The following is a 14,568-nucleotide window of genomic DNA, read 5'->3' as shown; positions in this document are numbered from 1 at the left end:
CGGCGAGGGCCGGGTCCCTTCGGACCCGGCCCTCGCCGTGCTGGTTTCAGCGGGTCAGCGCTCGACCTCACCGGCGATGAACTCCTCCACGGCCTGGTGGGCGTCGTGGTCGGCGTACTGCACCGGCGGGGACTTCATGAAGTACGACGAGGCCGACAGGATCGGGCCGCCGATCTTCCGGTCCAGCGCGATCTTCGCGGCGCGGACCGCGTCGATGATGACGCCGGCCGAGTTCGGAGAGTCCCACACCTCGAGCTTGAGCTCGGCGTTCAGCGGGGTGTCACCGAACGAGCGACCCTCCAGGCGGATGTACGCCCACTTGCGGTCGTCGAGCCACGGCACGTGGTCCGACGGGCCGATGTGCACGTCGCTCTTGCTCATCTCGTGCGGGATCTGCGAGGTGACCGACTGGGTCTTCGAGATCTTCTTCGAGACCAGCCGCTTGCGCTCCAGCATGTTCATGAAGTCCATGTTGCCGCCGAAGTTGAGCTGGTACGTGCGCAGCAGCTCGACGCCGCGGTCCTCGAAGAGCTTCGCGAGGGCGCGGTGCACGATGGTGGCGCCGACCTGGCTCTTGATGTCGTCACCGACGATCGGCAGGCCGGCGTCGGTGAACTTCTGGGCCCACTCCGGGTCGGAGGCGATGAAGACCGGCAGGGCGTTGACGAACGCGCAGCCGGCGTCGATCGCCGCCTGGGCGTAGTACTTGGCGGCCTGCTCCGAGCCGACCGGGAGGTAGCAGACGACGACGTCGACCTGCGCGTCGCGCAGTGCCTGCGCCACGTCGACGGGGGTGGCGTCGGACTCCTCGACGATCTCGCGGTAGTACTGGCCCAGACCGTCGAAGGTCGGACCGCGCTGCACGCTGACGCCGGTCGGCGGCACGTCGCAGAGTTTGATGGTGTTGTTCTCGCTGGCGACGATCGCCTCCGCGAGGTCCATGCCCACCTTCTTGGCGTCCACGTCGAACGCCGCGACGAACTCGACGGCGGAGACGTGGTAGTCGCCGAAGGCGACGTGCATGAGACCCGGGACGCGGTCGTTCGGGTCGGCATTCCGGTAGTACTCGACGCCCTGAACCAGGGACGAGGCGCAGTTACCCACACCGACGATGGCGACGCGGACGGAGCCCATAGCGTCTGCCTCCTTCTTTTCTGTCACGGCCGCTCTTTCCTGGTCTCTCCAGGCGGAGGCGGGCTGTTGTCTTCTCGTCGGCCACCGGCCGTCCCGATGTCCGGGACCGTCGGGGCTCGGCCGGAGCGCTCGTTGGCGATGAGCTCCTCCAGCCAGCGGACCTCGCGCTCACAGGCGTCAAGGCCGTGGCGCTGCAGTTCCAGGGTGTAAGCGTCGAGGCGCTCGGCCGCCCGGCCCAGCACGTCGCGAAGTCCTTCGCGACGTTCCTCGATCTTGCGGCGGCGACCCTCCAGAATGCGCAGTCGGGTCGCCTGGTCGGTCCGGGCGAAGAACGCGAAGTGCACTCCGAAACCCGTGTCGTCGTACGTCTCGGGCCCGGCCTGCGCGATCAGCTGGGCGAAGCGTTCCTTGCCTTCCGCGGTGATTTTGTAGACCACCCGACCTCGTCGGCTGGTCAGCGCGGGAACCTCCTCGGCGGTGGCGGGTGTCTCGGCGGCTTCGGTGATCCATCCCGCCGCCTGCAACCTGCGCAGGGTCGGGTAGAGCGAGCCGTAGCTGATCGCCGCCCGGATCGCGCCGAGTTTGGCGGTCAGTTCCTTGCGCAGCTCATAGCCGTGCATCGGAGACTCCTGCAGGAGGCCGAGGATGGCGAACTCGAGCACTGCGCCACCCTCTCTTACCCCCGGCGCGGAGCGGTAACCGCCGCGATGTATCGGACCGATACATCGCACGTTAGCGGGTCGAGGATGCCAGGGCAAACCCCCGTTCCGGGATGCTGTCGTCACGGATCGTGACCGTGGTCGCCTGGTCGAGCCGGACCGCGTACCCTTCTCCGCATGCGTACGCAGCGCCAGGTCGTCGACTACTCGCTCCAGAAGCGAGCGGTGCTGCGTGAGCTCCTGGCCGGCCGGGTCGGCACGTACGACGTCTGCGACGCGTCGCCGTACCTGAAAAACGCCGCGCGGTTCCACGGCGAGCCGACCGACCTGCGCTGCCCGATCTGCCGCAGTGAGAACCTGACACTCGTCCACTACATTTACGGGGACGAGCTCAAGCAGTCCGCCGGCCAGGCCCGGACACTGGCTGAGTTGCCCGTGCTGGCGATGACGCTGCGTGAGTTCCAGGTCTTCGTGGTGGAGGTGTGCCTCGGCTGTGACTGGAACCATCTCGTCGAGCAGTACCTGCTCGGCCGGGACGGTCTCACCGGCGAAGGCGACGGCATCAGCGAGCAGGACGCGGCGGGCGCCGGTGGCGCCGGCCGGCGGAGGCGAGAGGCGCAACGGTGATCTCAGCTGGTTCGACCGGCCCCGGGGCCGCAGACGCTACCCGGGACGGCCGACCGCTCGTTGGTCTGATTGGCCCGATTGATACTGCAATGACCCCGGCGAACCGGCACCCCCGTGCCGGCGTCCCGGGTGAAGCAACTCACGGCAACCCGGTGGCGGCGCAGTCGCGCCCCACCGCGACCGGCAGGGTGTGAGGAATGAACTCGTACGGCGATCCCAGTTCTGCGCGTGGACGGACCCAGTACCCGGGGCCGGACGGCGACCCCGGACCGGGCGCGGACGACGCGTACCGCCGACCTGGCGGTGACTCCCGAGGGAGCGGATGGTCGGCCTCGGAGGCCGGGGCGTCCCCCGGTCGTGCCTCGGTCACACCGCGGGCCGCCGGTGGGCGGGCCTCGGTGGGTGGCGCCGCCGTGGTGCCGCCGCGCGGCGGAGCGGCCGCCGGATCCGCCTCGGTGGGTTCGGCCGCGCCGGGTCGGACCGGGCGGGCATCGGTGCCGGTGTCGCCGGCGCCCGGCGTGGCCGCCGGTCGTGCTGGCGCGGGCCGAGCCTCGGTGCCCGTGTCTCCCGCACCGGGCGCACCGGCCGGTCGGGCCGCCGTCGGCGCCGCGTCCGTCGGCGCCGCCTCGGCGGGCCGGGCCAGTGTCGGATCGGCATCCGTCGGTGGTCGGGCCGCGGTGGCCCGGGCGAGCGTCTCACCGGTCTCCGGCGGCCCGGGTGGCCCCGGCGGACCTGGTGGGCCGAACGGTCCGGGTCGCGGAGGTCGGGGCGGTCGCGGTCCGGGTGACCCGGGCGCGGCCCGGGCGAAGAAGCGCAAGCGGATCAACCTGCTGATCGCCGGGTTCGCGGTCTTCATCATGCTCGCCGGCGTCGGCGTGGTCGGCTTCACCTACTACTCGACCAACGTGGTCATGCCCAACGAGATGCCGCTGCCCCTGTCCACCACCGTCTACGCCAACAACGGCACTACCCAGTTGGCCAAGCTGGGCAGCGAGAACCGCACCTTCATCACCATCAAGGACATCCCGCAGCACGTGCAGGATGCGGTGGCGGCGGCGGAGGACCGGAACTTCTACCGGCACTCGGGCGTCGACTACAAGGGCATCGTCCGGGCGGCGTGGAACAACGTCTCCGGTGGTGACAAGCAGGGTGCTTCGACGATCACCCAGCAGTACGCCCGTAACGCCTTCGAGAACCTCCAGGACGACACGTACGGCCGGAAGGTGAAGGAGGCCATCCTCGCCTCCAAGCTGAACGAGAAGTACGACAAGCCGACGATCATGCAGCACTACCTGAACGTGATCTACTTCGGCCGCGGCGCGTACGGCATCGAAGCGGCGGCGCAGACCTACTTCGGCAAGCCGGCGAGCAAGCTCACCGTCGGCGAGGGCGCGGTCCTGGCCGCGCTGATCAAGCAGCCGGTGAAGAGCGAGACCCACCTGGGGTACGACCCGGCGGTCAACCCGACGGACGCCAAGTCCCGGTGGGACTACGTGATCGCTGGCATGAAGAAGGAGGGCTGGCTGGACGCCCCCGGGCGTCCGCAGTCGCCCACCGCCTACCCCAAGGTGCTGGCACCGAAGAAGGACGGCGTCGGGTTCGGTGTCGACAGCCCGCGGGGCAACGTCATCAACTACGTGCGCCAGGAGATGGACCAGATGGGTCTCTGCTCCGACAGCGGCGCCGAGGGCAAGGTCAGTTGCGTCGACGCCCTACGGGATGGCGGCTACCGGATCACCACCACCATCGACCCGAAGCTGCAGGCCGCCGCGGAGAACACGGCGATGCAGTCGAAGAAGGGTTCGGAGCTCAACGATCAGCCGAAGAACCTGATGGCGGCAGTGGTATCGATCGACCCGAAGAAGGGTCGCGTGCTCGCCTACTACGGCGGCGACAGCGGGGCCGACTTCGACTACGCCGGCAAGAACACCGACAAGAACGGTGACCTGACCGGTGGCCACCAGCCGGGCTCCTCGATGAAGGTGTACACGCTGGCCGCCGCGATCGAAGACGGCATCTCGGTGAAGTCGCACTGGGACGCGACGCCGTTCAAGCCCGAGGGCACCGATGTCGAAATCGGCAACGCCAACCGAGGCGCGGGCAAGTGCGGGAAGTGGTGCACCCTCGAAGAGTCGACCATCCAGTCCTACAACGTGCCCTTCTACTGGGTCACCGACAAGATCGGCCCCGAGAAGGTGGTCGACATGGCCAAGAAGGCCGGCGTGACCACGATGTGGGGTGTCGACCCACCGCAGGCCTTCGACCTGTCGAAGAAGCAGCGGACCCCGTTCGACAACTGGACCGGTTTCGGCAAGTACCCGATCACCGTGTTCGACCATGCGAACGCCCTCGCCACCTTTGCCAACGACGGTAAGTACATCAAGGCCCACTTCGTCATCAAGGTGGAGCAGCAGGACCAGGGCACCGGCAAGTGGAAGGTGGTCCGCAGCGAGCGCATCAAGCCGGAGCAGCGGATCGACAAGCGGGTCACCGACGAGGTCACCGGTGTCTTGAAGCAGATCCCCCGACCCAACAACCTCTCCCTGGACGACGGGCGCCAGGCTGCGGGCAAGACCGGCACCTGGGAGTACGACAGCAGGGACAACGCGCACGCCTGGATGGTCGGCTACACCCCGCAGATCGCCACCGCCGTCTGGGTGGGTAGCCGGGATCCGAAGAAGCCGAAGATCCGCCTCACCGGCGGTAAGGCCATTGGTGGATCGACGCTCCCCGGTCCGATCTGGGAGAAGTACATGAACACCGCGCTAAAGGGGCAGGAGGAGATTCCCCTGCCCAGCGTCACCGGCGAGGGCGACGTCACGAAGGGCAACGGCAAGGAGCCGGTGGTGACCCCACCTGTCATCCCGGGTCTTCCGAGTGGGCCCGGTGGACCAGGCGGGCAGCTGCCCTGTGACCCGCTGACCAACCCCTTCTGCCCGCGTACCGACGGCAACAACGGCGGCAACAACGGGGGCAACAACCCGAACGATCCCGGCCGACCCGGAAACGGCGGCAACGGCGGCGGGCTGTTACCCGGCCTGCCACCGACCAATCGGGACTGACCCGCACCGCTGAACGACGCCGCCGCCGGCCGGACGACCTGTCCGGCCGGCGGCGGCGTTTCCGTACCCGGATCCGCGCGCCGGGACAGGACGCGCACCCCCGTCGTACGGCAGGATGCCTTCCCATGAGCACCCAGTCGACGCCCGGCATCGACGACGCCGGAACCACCGACCACCCGTCCCGCTCCGACGGGTTCGTCCGCGGCATCTCCGGCGTGATCGGCGGACCCCTCGGCGACCACGCGACGGCACTGAACCGGCCCGCCGGCGGTGAACGCCGGTTCTGGACCGCCGTCCGGATCGTGCTGGCGCTGGTCTGCCTCACGCTCGCCCTGCACTGGGTGCAGAAGTCACCGTGCCAGGACGGCGCCTGGCAGAACAACGAGCAGTACACCAAGTTCTGCTACACCGACGTGCTCGCCCTCTACTACGCCGAGGGGCTCAACGAGGGCAAGGTGCCCTACCGTGACCACCCCGTCGAGTACCCGGTGCTGACCGGCTACTTCATGGGGGCGCTGGGCCTGCCGGTGCACGCCATCGGCGACGGCGACCCCAGCATCAACCAGGGCCAGTGGTTCTACAACCTCAACGCGCTGGTGCTGGGCGCGCTCGCGGTGGCCACCGTGGCGGTGATCCTGGCGCTACGCAGACGACGACCCTGGGACGCCGCGTTGTTCGCGCTCGCCCCCGCGCTGGTGCTCACCGCCACCGTCAACTGGGACCTGCTCGCCATCGGGCTGGCCGCGTTCGGCCTGCTGGCCTGGGCCCGGAAACGACCCGTGGTGGCCGGAGTGCTGCTCGGCCTCGCCGGCGCGGCGAAGCTCTGGCCACTGTTCCTGTTGGGACCGATCCTCATCCTGGCGCTCCGGGCCGACCGGGTCCGCGCCGCGCTCACCGCCATCGGGACCGCAATCGCCGCCGTGGTGCTGGTGAACCTGCCGGCCGCGCGGGCGTACCCGGAGAACTGGGACCGGTTCTTTGAGCTGAACACCACTCGACCCATCGACTGGGGCACGCTCTGGTACATCGGGCGCTACCTCGACGGCAAGGTCGGCGGAGACCCCGCCCGGCTCGGCCCCTTCGAGTGGCTGAACGCCAACATCCCCACCCTCAACACCATCTCGTACGCCCTGTTCGGGCTCGCCTGCCTCGGCGTGGCGGTCCTGGCGCTGCGGGCGCCCCGCCGGCCGCGGCTGGCCCAGCTCGCCTTCCTGGTCGTCGCCGCGTTCCTCATCTTCAGCAAGGTCTGGTCCCAGCAGTTCGTGCTCTGGCTGCTGCCCCTGGTGGTGCTGGCCCGCCCCAAGTGGGGCGCCATCCTGGCCTGGCAGTTCGCCGAGGTCTGCTACTTCGTCGCCTTCTACGGCGAGCTGCTCGGCGCGGCGACCAGCCGCCCGGTCTTCCCGGAAGGGGTGTTCGTGCTGGCCTCGACGCTGCGGCTGGCCACCGTGGTGGTGCTCTGCGTGCTGGTCATCCGGGAGATCCTGCACCCCGAGCGGGACGCGGTGCGGGCCACCTATCCGGACGACCCCGACGGCGGCGTGCTCGACGGCGCACCGGACGCCCCCTGGCTGGACCGCTGGCGACAGCGAGCGACGACCAGTGAACCCTCACGCGAACCCGCCACCACCTGATCCGCATTCACGCGGCCTGGCGACGTCAGGGTTTGCGGGGGAGCCCGCCCGGCGCAGGGATCAAGCCTGACCGCCCGGAGCCGGGTGGGCTCCCCCGCAAACCCCGCCCCCGACGCCAGCCGCGTCAGAGCCGGTACGCCACGGCGCCGTCGATCTCCTGCCGGGTGATGCCGAGGGAGTCGACCGGCGCGTCGATGGTGATCTCCCACGGCGTTCCGGCGACCTGCCCGCGCAGCAGCACCACCGTGCGGACGCCCAGCGTGCGCAGGTAGTCGACGCTGGTCTGGTCGGGGAACGACTGGGTCACCCGGCGGACGTCGTCGAGCTGGCGCGGCGTGAAGCCGCTGCCACCGTTCACCACGTCCGGGAAGCCGCTGGTGGACCACAGCATCACATGCTGGTCCAGGCTCTGGTTGCTGGGCAGCACCAGCAGCGGCCCCTCCACCGTGCGCAGCGCGGCCGGTTGCGTCGGCACCACCGGATGCGGGGTGGTGTTCAGGCCCTCCACGATGACCAGCAGCAACGGCAGCAGGGTGGCCAGGCGCAGCCACGGCCCCGGCCAGGACGGGATCCGTTGCGCGGCCAGCTCGCGGACCCGTTCGGTGAGGGCGGTGACCGCGCCCGCGGCGAGCAGGGCGAGCAGCAGCGTCGTCCAGAGCATCAACCGCCCGGGGGTACGCAGCGCGTTCCAGCCGGGTGCGTGTTCGAAGAGCGGGACGTAGGTGAAGGCGCCGTCGAAGAAGCGGGTGCCCATCGCGAAGGCCATCGTCACCAGAACCCCGGCGAGGAGCAGCAGCCGGTGCCGTAGCCGCCAGACCGAGAACAACAGCCCACCGGCGGCCAACGCGTACAGCACGAAGCCCGGCAGCAGAGTCATCTCCGGGTGCCACGGCAGCGCCGCTCGGGCACCCTCGTGCAGCCCGCCCCAGATCCGTGACTCCGCGGGCGCGGTCACGAAGCCGGACGCCGGCGGCGAGAAGATGCTGATGTCGCCGATGCTGCGCTCGGCGTACGGGTGCAGCTCGGTCACCTTGAAGTACGGAATCGCCATCAGCAGACCCACCCCGGCGAAGAGCACCCCGCCCACGAGGTCGGCGACGAGCAGCCGGCGGCCGAACGGCAGCGCCCGGCCGGTGCGGAGCCGCCGCGCGTAGAAGAGGACGGCGGCGACGAGCACCGCGCCGGCCAGGAAGTACGCGAACGGCAGACCGATGCCGAAGCCGAGGCTGAGCTGCCAGGCCGCCACCAGCCAGCCGCCGTACACCCAGCCGTCGTGCCGGCGCTCGGGCCGGTAGCCGTGCCGCAGCGACCAGCCGTGCCCGCGCGCCAGCATGGCAAGCGCCAGCGGGATCCCGCCGTTGGAGAGCACGTGCAGGTGCCCGGCCTGGGCCAGCAACCACGGCGCGTAGGTGTAGGCGACGCCGGCCACCGCCGCGCCGATCCGGCCCGAGCCGAGTTGCCGGGCCAGCGCGTACGCCCCGAGCGTGGCCAGCGCGTGCGCCAGCACGAACATGATGTTGTAGCGCAGCACCGCGTCCTCGGGGCCGCTGCCGAGCATCCCGGCCGGGGCGTAGCCGAGCAGCGTGTCGGAGAACGCGAAGCTCCACAGCTCGGGGAAGAACGTGTTGGACTGCCACAGGCGCGCCGGCTCGGTCAGCAGGATGTGCCCGGACCAGGCCATCTGCCATGCCTGCAGGCTCGGGTCCCAGTAGTCCTGCGGCAGGGTGTAGCGCGGGTAACGCAGCGTCGGCCAGGTCATCAACACGGCCAGCGCCAGCGCGCCGAGGCTCGCCAGTGTCCACTCGTGGATCAGGAACCGGCCGGCGGCGCGTGTCGCCCGGCTGAGCGGGGAGGGCACCGGCTCCGGGGCGGAAGCGAACGCCTCCCAGCGCTCGGATCCCGCCGACTTCGCCGCACCGTCGGTCTGCACCGAAGCGTCGGCATCGCCGGCCTTCTCACCCTCGGTCGTGTCGCCGCCCTTGGCCGCATCGCCCTTGCCCGTGCCGCCCTTGGTCGCACCGTTCGTGCCTGTGCCGCCCTTGGCCGCGTCGCCCTTGCCTGGGTCGTTCTTGGTCGCGCTGTTCTTGGCTGGGCCGTTCTTGGCCGTGCGGTTCTTGGCCGTGCGGTTCTTGGTCGCGCCGTTCCTGGCTGCGCCGTCTTTGCCCGCGCCGTCGGCGGCTGCATCGTCCGTGGTGGCGCCGTTCTTGGTCGCGCCGTTCTTGGTCGTGCTGCCCGTGGCTGCGCCGTCCTTCGCCGCGCTGTCCTTGGCCGCGTCGGGCTTGGGAGCGTCGTTCTTCGCGGGGCCGGGCTCGGGGCCGTCGTCCGTGGGGGTGGCGGCTTTCGTACCGTCGCTCGTGGTGACGCTGGCCGTCGTGCCGTCGCCACTGACCGGGCGGTCCGCGGCGGCAGCGGCGGTCGTGGTGTCGGATGCCGTGGCGGCGGTGCGCGCCGCCGGGGTGGGGGCGGCGCCGGCGGCCGGGACCGACGGCCGGATCGGGGCGTCCCCGGTGGGAGTGGGCCGGGCGCTTCCGGTCCCGGACTGGCCGGTCGTCATGCTGCCGTGCTTCCCGTCCCGAGCTGCTGACGGAGGAGCTCGATGTCGGCGGCCTGGCCGGCGACGCCGCCCGGTGTCTCGACGACCACCGGCGCCCCGGCCGCCCGGATGACCGCCACCACCAGCTCCGGGTCGATCGTTCCGCCGTCGAGGTTGTCGTGCCGGTCCTGGCCGGAGTTGAACCCGCCCTTGGAGTTGTTGGCGTGCACCAGGTCGATCCGCCCGGTGATCGCCTTGACCCGGTCGACCAGGCCGAGCAGTTCCTCGCCGCCGGCGTACGCGTGGCAGGTGTCCAGGCAGAAGCCGACCTCGTGGTCGCCAATGGCGTCCCAGAGGCGGGCCAGCGCGTCCAGCCGGCGGGCGCACGCGTTGTCGCCGCCGGCGGTGTTCTCGATCAGGACGGGCACGCCGAAGCCGCCGGAGTCGGCCGCGTACGCGAATGTCTTGCGCCAGTTGTCGAAGCCCACAGCCAGGTCGTCCCCGGCGTTGACGTGCCCACCGTGCACGATCAGGCCCTTGGCGCCGATGGCGGCGGCCGCGTTCGCGTGCCCGAGCAGCAGCTTGCGGCTGGGGATCCGGATGCGGTTGTTGAGGGTGGCCACGTTGATGACGTACGGCGCGTGCACGTAGAGGTCGACCTCGGCGGCGCGCAGCCGCTCGGCGTCCTCCCGGGGCTTGGGCGCCTTCCACCCCTGCGGGTCGGAGAGGAAGAACTGCACGGTGTCGGCGGACCGGGCGGCCGCCTCCGCGAGCGGGTCGGTCGAATCGACGTGGGCTCCGATACGCATGCGAGCGAGCCTACGTCGCGACCCTGACGGGTGGGGCGACCGGTCGGCGCGGTGTCGCCGTCAAGCGCGTCACCGAACGTACCGACGATCGTTGATGGGATGGAGCCCGGCGGCAGCGCCGGTGCCGTCGGTGGCGTGAACGCCGCGTACGGCATCCGGTGGTCGACGGCCCGACAGCGAGGTCACCCCCGCCGCGCGGCCCGGCGTGGCGGGGGCGGCCCCTCGGCACACCAGACCCGACCGATGAAGAATCTCGGAAATTTGTGCTTTTTCCCCCGACAAGGTACGAGAGCCGTTGTATCGTCAGATAACAACACGATAAAGCTCCGCGGGGCGTCTTCGGTCCAACCTCATCGGTGTGGTCGTTCCTCCCCAGGTCCCACCCAAGGAATGCGGACGGGACGCCCCGCGGCCTCGTTGACGGGGGTCCACCCATCGACCGGTGACGGTCGGACGGTGGGCCCCCGTCCGCACGTCCGGGCGCTGGCCCTACCACCACCGGCATGATCGTTCGGACCGGGTATCCTCGTGAGGTTGTCCGCGTCCGGCCGGGTTCCCCCGGTACGTGCGGGCAGCGACGCACGACCTCCTGCCACGGAAGGACCGTGGCCGCTTAGCCCACAGGAGGTGAGAACGTCTTGCGTCATTACGAAGTAATGGTGATCCTCGACCCCAGCCTCGAGGAGCGCACCGTCGCCCCGTCGCTCGACACGTACCTGAACGTGATCCGGACCGCGGGTGGCTCGGTTGAGAAGACCGACGTGTGGGGCCGCCGGCGCCTCGCGTACGAGATCAACAAAAAGGCCGAGGGCATCTACGCCGTCGTCGACCTGCAGGCCACGCCTGCCGCGGTGGCCGAGCTGGACCGTCAGCTCCGGCTCAACGAGTCCGTGCTGCGCACCAAGGTCATCCGGCCGGAGATGCGCTAAGCATTCAACCCGGTTCGCCCGGATCAGCCTCCGCGGCTCTGTCATACGGCTCTGGGAGCCTGTACGACGAGACGCTGAGTGCGCGAGGAGATGGTCATGGCAGGAGACACCACCATCACGGTCATCGGCAACCTGACCGATGACCCCGAGTTGCGGTTCACCCCCTCCGGGGCGGCGGTCGCCAAGTTCCGAGTCGCCTCGACGCCCCGATTCATGGACAAGGCGTCGGGCGAGTGGAAGGACGGCGAGCCGCTGTTCCTCGCTTGCACCGTGTGGCGGCAGGCCGCCGAGCACGTCGCCGAGTCGCTGCAGCGCGGCGCTCGGGTGATCGTGTCGGGCCGGCTCCGGCAGCGGTCCTACGAGACCCGCGAGGGTGAGAAGCGCACCGTCATCGAGCTTGAGGTCGACGAGATCGGCCCGTCGCTGCGCTACGCCACGGCGAAGGTGCAGAAGATGTCCCGCTCCGGCGGTGGCGGCGGCGGCTTCGGTGGCGGTAGCGGCGGCGGTGGTGGTCAGGGTGGCGGCGGAGGCAACTTCGACGACCCCTGGGCTTCGGCCGCACCCTCTCCCGCGCGTGCCGGTTCGGGCGGCAACTTCGACGAGGAGCCCCCGTTCTAATGGCGCCGAGCGCCCGCGATCGCAAACCAGGAGCACGAGCAATGGCCAAGGCTGCGGCACTTCGCAAGCCGAAGAAGAAGGTGAACCCGCTCGACAAGGACGGGATCACCTACATCGATTACAAGGACACCGCGCTGCTGCGCAAGTTCATCTCCGACCGCGGCAAGATCCGCGCTCGACGGGTGACCGGCGTGACCTCGCAGCAGCAGCGGCAGATCGCCCGTGCGGTCAAGAACGCCCGTGAGATGGCGCTCCTGCCGTACACGGCTACCACCCGCTGAGAGGAGGCACCGATATGAAGATCATCCTGACTCAGGAAGTGTCCGGCCTCGGTGCCCCGGGCGACATCGTCGAGGTCAAGGACGGCTTCGGCCGTAACTACCTGCTTCCGCAGGGCTTCGCGATCGCCTGGACCAAGGGCGCGGAAAAGCAGGTCACGGTCATCAAGCGGGCCCGCTCGGCCCGCGAGATCCGCGACCTCGACCACGCCAACGAGGTCAAGGGTCAGCTCGAGGGTCTCAAGGTCAACCTGAAGGCCCGCGCCGGCGACGGCGGTCGTCTCTTCGGCTCGGTCACGTCGGCCGAGATCGTCGACGCCGTCAAGACCTCCGGTGGCCCGGTCCTCGACCGGCGCCGGTTGGAGGTGCCCGGTCACATCAAGTCGACCGGCACCTACCCGGTGAAGATCAAGCTGCACCCCGAGGTGACCGCGTCGTTCAACCTGAACGTCGTTCAGGGCTGACGCCAGCGACACCATCACGAGGGCCCGTACCGAGCGATCGGTACGGGCCCTCGTGCGTACCGTCGTCGGGCCCGCGCCCGGTCAGCCGATCGGCTGACCGGTCACCGCGCTGATCAACACCGTGGAGAGGCCGCCGCCCACCACCGCGGCGGCGAGCGCGATGGTGGCCGAGCGCCACGTCGTACCGACCCGACGCAGCAGCGCCGCCACCACCAGACTGCTCACGAGCGCCAGGCCGAAGCGGGGCGAGCCGGCCAGCAGAGACTCCAAGGCACGCGACCGGGGCGAGTCGCACCCACCCCCGCTGATGTCGGTGACGCATCCGGCCGGCGCCTGACTGTCCAGGGTCAGCAGCCATACGAAGATCAGCACCGCCGGCACCAGGTAGCAGGCCGCCGTGTACAGCAGCGGTCGGATGGACCCACCGGGATCCGGGTCGAGCAGGTCGTCCTCCAGGCGCCGCGCCCAGCCGCCGGTGGCCACGGACTCCACCCGCCGCCGCACCGAGGCCACCCCGACCTGCGGTTGGTCCAACCGACGCCGCGGGCCACCACCGCGCGGTACGGGCGCAACACGCGGTACGGGTGCGCTGCGCGGACGCGGGGCGGTGTAACCCACCACCGGCGACCGGGGCGCCGACGTCGGCGGATCCATCCAACGGGGGTCGTCATCGGCCAGCCGGGTGCCGGACCAGAACCGGTTGTCCCGGCTCGGCCAACCCTCCGCCGCCACTGCCCGGTCGGAGCGGGGCGGTAGCGTCTGGTCCCACTGGTCGTCCTCGACCGCGGACCGCTCCCACTGGCCGGTGCGGTCGGACCGCTCCCAACCACCGATGCTCTCCGCCTGCGCCCACTGCCCACTCAGGTCCGTGCCGTCCGCATCGGCCACCGGCGGCCACGCGTGCACGCCCGAGGCGTCCCACGGGTCCACGGCCGGCGCGTACGACGGGTCGGGCTCGGGCGCCCGCTCGGCACCGCGCTCCCACGGGTCGACCGCGGGCCGGGTCCACGACTCCTCCGTGGCGCGGCGGCTCCGTCGGGTTGGCCGGTCCGCGTCCCGGCGGGGCGCCGGCTCGGCGGGGGCGGCCTCCAGGTCCCCGCCGGACCAGATCACCTGAGGGCGGCCGGCGGGCGCACGGCGGGGACGGCGGTCCGGAACCGCGCCGGAGACCGGGTCCTGCTCCGCCGCGTCGGCGCGTCGGCGGCCGGCGTACCCCTGATCCTGTGGGCGGTCGAGCGTCCACTCCCGCGTGTGGTCCGAGTCGGGTGCCGCGCCGATCGCCGGTCGCTCCCGCCAACCCGTCCCGCTGACCAGACGCCGGCTGCTCGTCGTCTCGCTGGCCCGCCAGCCGGCTCCGGAACTCGGCAGCTCGGGCTCGGCATCGTCGTCGTCCGGGGCGGCGTGGCGGCCGCCGCCGTCAGCGTGCCGGACCCCCGACTCCAGTGCCCATCGGGGCAGGTAGGCGTCGACCGGTTCGTCCTGGCCCCGGTCCAGGGCACGCCGACGGCTGGAGGTGCGGTAGCGCCCGTCCTCGTCGTACGGGTCGACCGGAAGGGATGGCATGCGCTCACCCCACGAGGCGGTCGGCTGGCGCTCGCGCGGGCTGCCCTCCCCGCGTCCCCAGTCCCGGTAACTCACGGCCGGAGTGTGACCCTTCTGAACCGAAAGCGTTATCCGCTGTCCAGGTGTAGCCGTTCGCTGGAGATAGTACGGGACGATCGTGTCACAGGCCCGACCGAAATATTCTCCTCCACAGGCTGGGGACCACGTCTTGGCAGGTCAGCGAGGTATGGCCGGGAATTCCCCAAGCGTTGTCCACAGGCT

At 70.6% G+C, this 14,568-nt stretch carries 12 protein-coding genes; 7 read left to right on the top strand and 5 right to left on the bottom strand.

The window, feature by feature from the left end:
- Positions 1–54 precede the first annotated feature (54 nt).
- Both EAD89_RS13055 and EAD89_RS13050 read right to left on the bottom strand, forming a co-directional pair.
- Positions 55–1,134: an inositol-3-phosphate synthase gene (locus tag EAD89_RS13055; RefSeq protein WP_121654149.1), complete on the bottom strand. Its 1,080-nt coding sequence runs from the start codon at positions 1,132–1,134 to the stop codon at positions 55–57.
- A 23-nt stretch (positions 1,135–1,157) separates the two neighbouring features.
- Positions 1,158–1,796: a PadR family transcriptional regulator gene (locus EAD89_RS13050; protein ID WP_121654148.1), complete on the bottom strand. Its 639-nt coding sequence runs from the start codon at positions 1,794–1,796 to the stop codon at positions 1,158–1,160.
- 174 nt (positions 1,797–1,970) lie between these two features.
- Between EAD89_RS13050 and EAD89_RS13045 the strand changes: the two genes are divergently transcribed.
- From EAD89_RS13045 to EAD89_RS13035, 3 genes are all read left to right on the top strand, one after another.
- A complete protein-coding gene (locus EAD89_RS13045; RefSeq protein WP_121654147.1) occupies positions 1,971–2,420 on the top strand; it encodes a DUF5318 domain-containing protein in 450 nt (149 codons plus the stop codon).
- A gap of 197 nt (positions 2,421–2,617) precedes the next feature.
- Positions 2,618–5,482: a transglycosylase domain-containing protein gene (locus tag EAD89_RS13040; RefSeq protein ID WP_121675889.1), complete on the top strand. Its 2,865-nt coding sequence runs from the start codon at positions 2,618–2,620 to the stop codon at positions 5,480–5,482.
- Between the two features lie 125 nt (positions 5,483–5,607).
- The gene (locus EAD89_RS13035) at positions 5,608–7,113 is read left to right on the top strand and encodes a glycosyltransferase family 87 protein (protein WP_121675888.1); all 1,506 of its coding nucleotides are present in this window, start codon (positions 5,608–5,610) and stop codon (positions 7,111–7,113) included.
- A gap of 124 nt (positions 7,114–7,237) precedes the next feature.
- On the opposite strand, the gene EAD89_RS13030 is transcribed toward EAD89_RS13035, so the two are convergent.
- Complete coding sequence (locus EAD89_RS13030) at positions 7,238–9,667, bottom strand: hypothetical protein (RefSeq protein ID WP_121675887.1); 2,430 nt, start codon at positions 9,665–9,667, stop codon at positions 7,238–7,240.
- The gene (locus EAD89_RS13025; RefSeq protein ID WP_121654373.1) at positions 9,664–10,455 is read right to left on the bottom strand and encodes a deoxyribonuclease IV; all 792 of its coding nucleotides are present in this window, start codon (positions 10,453–10,455) and stop codon (positions 9,664–9,666) included. The genes EAD89_RS13030 and EAD89_RS13025 overlap by 4 nt, the downstream gene beginning before the upstream one ends.
- Positions 10,456–11,093: 638 nt before the next feature.
- Between EAD89_RS13025 and rpsF the strand changes: the two genes are divergently transcribed.
- The 4 genes from rpsF (at position 11,094) to rplI (ending at position 12,744) form a co-directional block, all read left to right on the top strand.
- On the top strand, positions 11,094–11,384 hold the full coding sequence (gene rpsF, locus EAD89_RS13020; protein WP_074315517.1) for a 30S ribosomal protein S6: 291 nt from the start codon (positions 11,094–11,096) through the stop codon (positions 11,382–11,384).
- Positions 11,385–11,462: 78 nt separating this feature from the next.
- Positions 11,463–12,002, top strand: coding sequence for a single-stranded DNA-binding protein (locus tag EAD89_RS13015; RefSeq protein WP_172899022.1), 540 nt, complete (start codon positions 11,463–11,465; stop codon positions 12,000–12,002).
- A 41-nt stretch (positions 12,003–12,043) separates the two neighbouring features.
- Entirely contained in the window at positions 12,044–12,283 is a 240-nt protein-coding gene (gene rpsR / locus EAD89_RS13010; protein ID WP_013289355.1) for a 30S ribosomal protein S18, read from the top strand.
- Positions 12,284–12,297: 14 nt separating this feature from the next.
- Positions 12,298–12,744 (top strand): 50S ribosomal protein L9, encoded by a 447-nt coding sequence (rplI, locus tag EAD89_RS13005; RefSeq protein ID WP_121654374.1) that lies wholly within the window; start codon positions 12,298–12,300, stop codon positions 12,742–12,744.
- 81 nt (positions 12,745–12,825) lie between these two features.
- On the opposite strand, the gene EAD89_RS13000 is transcribed toward rplI, so the two are convergent.
- Positions 12,826–14,307 carry a hypothetical protein gene (locus tag EAD89_RS13000; protein ID WP_233578598.1) on the bottom strand — a complete coding sequence of 494 codons (1,482 nt, stop codon included), beginning with the start codon at positions 14,305–14,307 and terminating at the stop codon, positions 12,826–12,828.
- Positions 14,308–14,568 lie beyond the last annotated feature (261 nt).

The organism is Micromonospora sp. BL4 (genome assembly GCF_003667505.1).
Classification (GTDB): Bacteria; Actinomycetota; Actinomycetes; order Mycobacteriales; family Micromonosporaceae; genus Micromonospora.
Note: the sequence above shows the minus strand (reverse complement) of the source record. Positions and strands in the feature narration are given on the sequence as shown.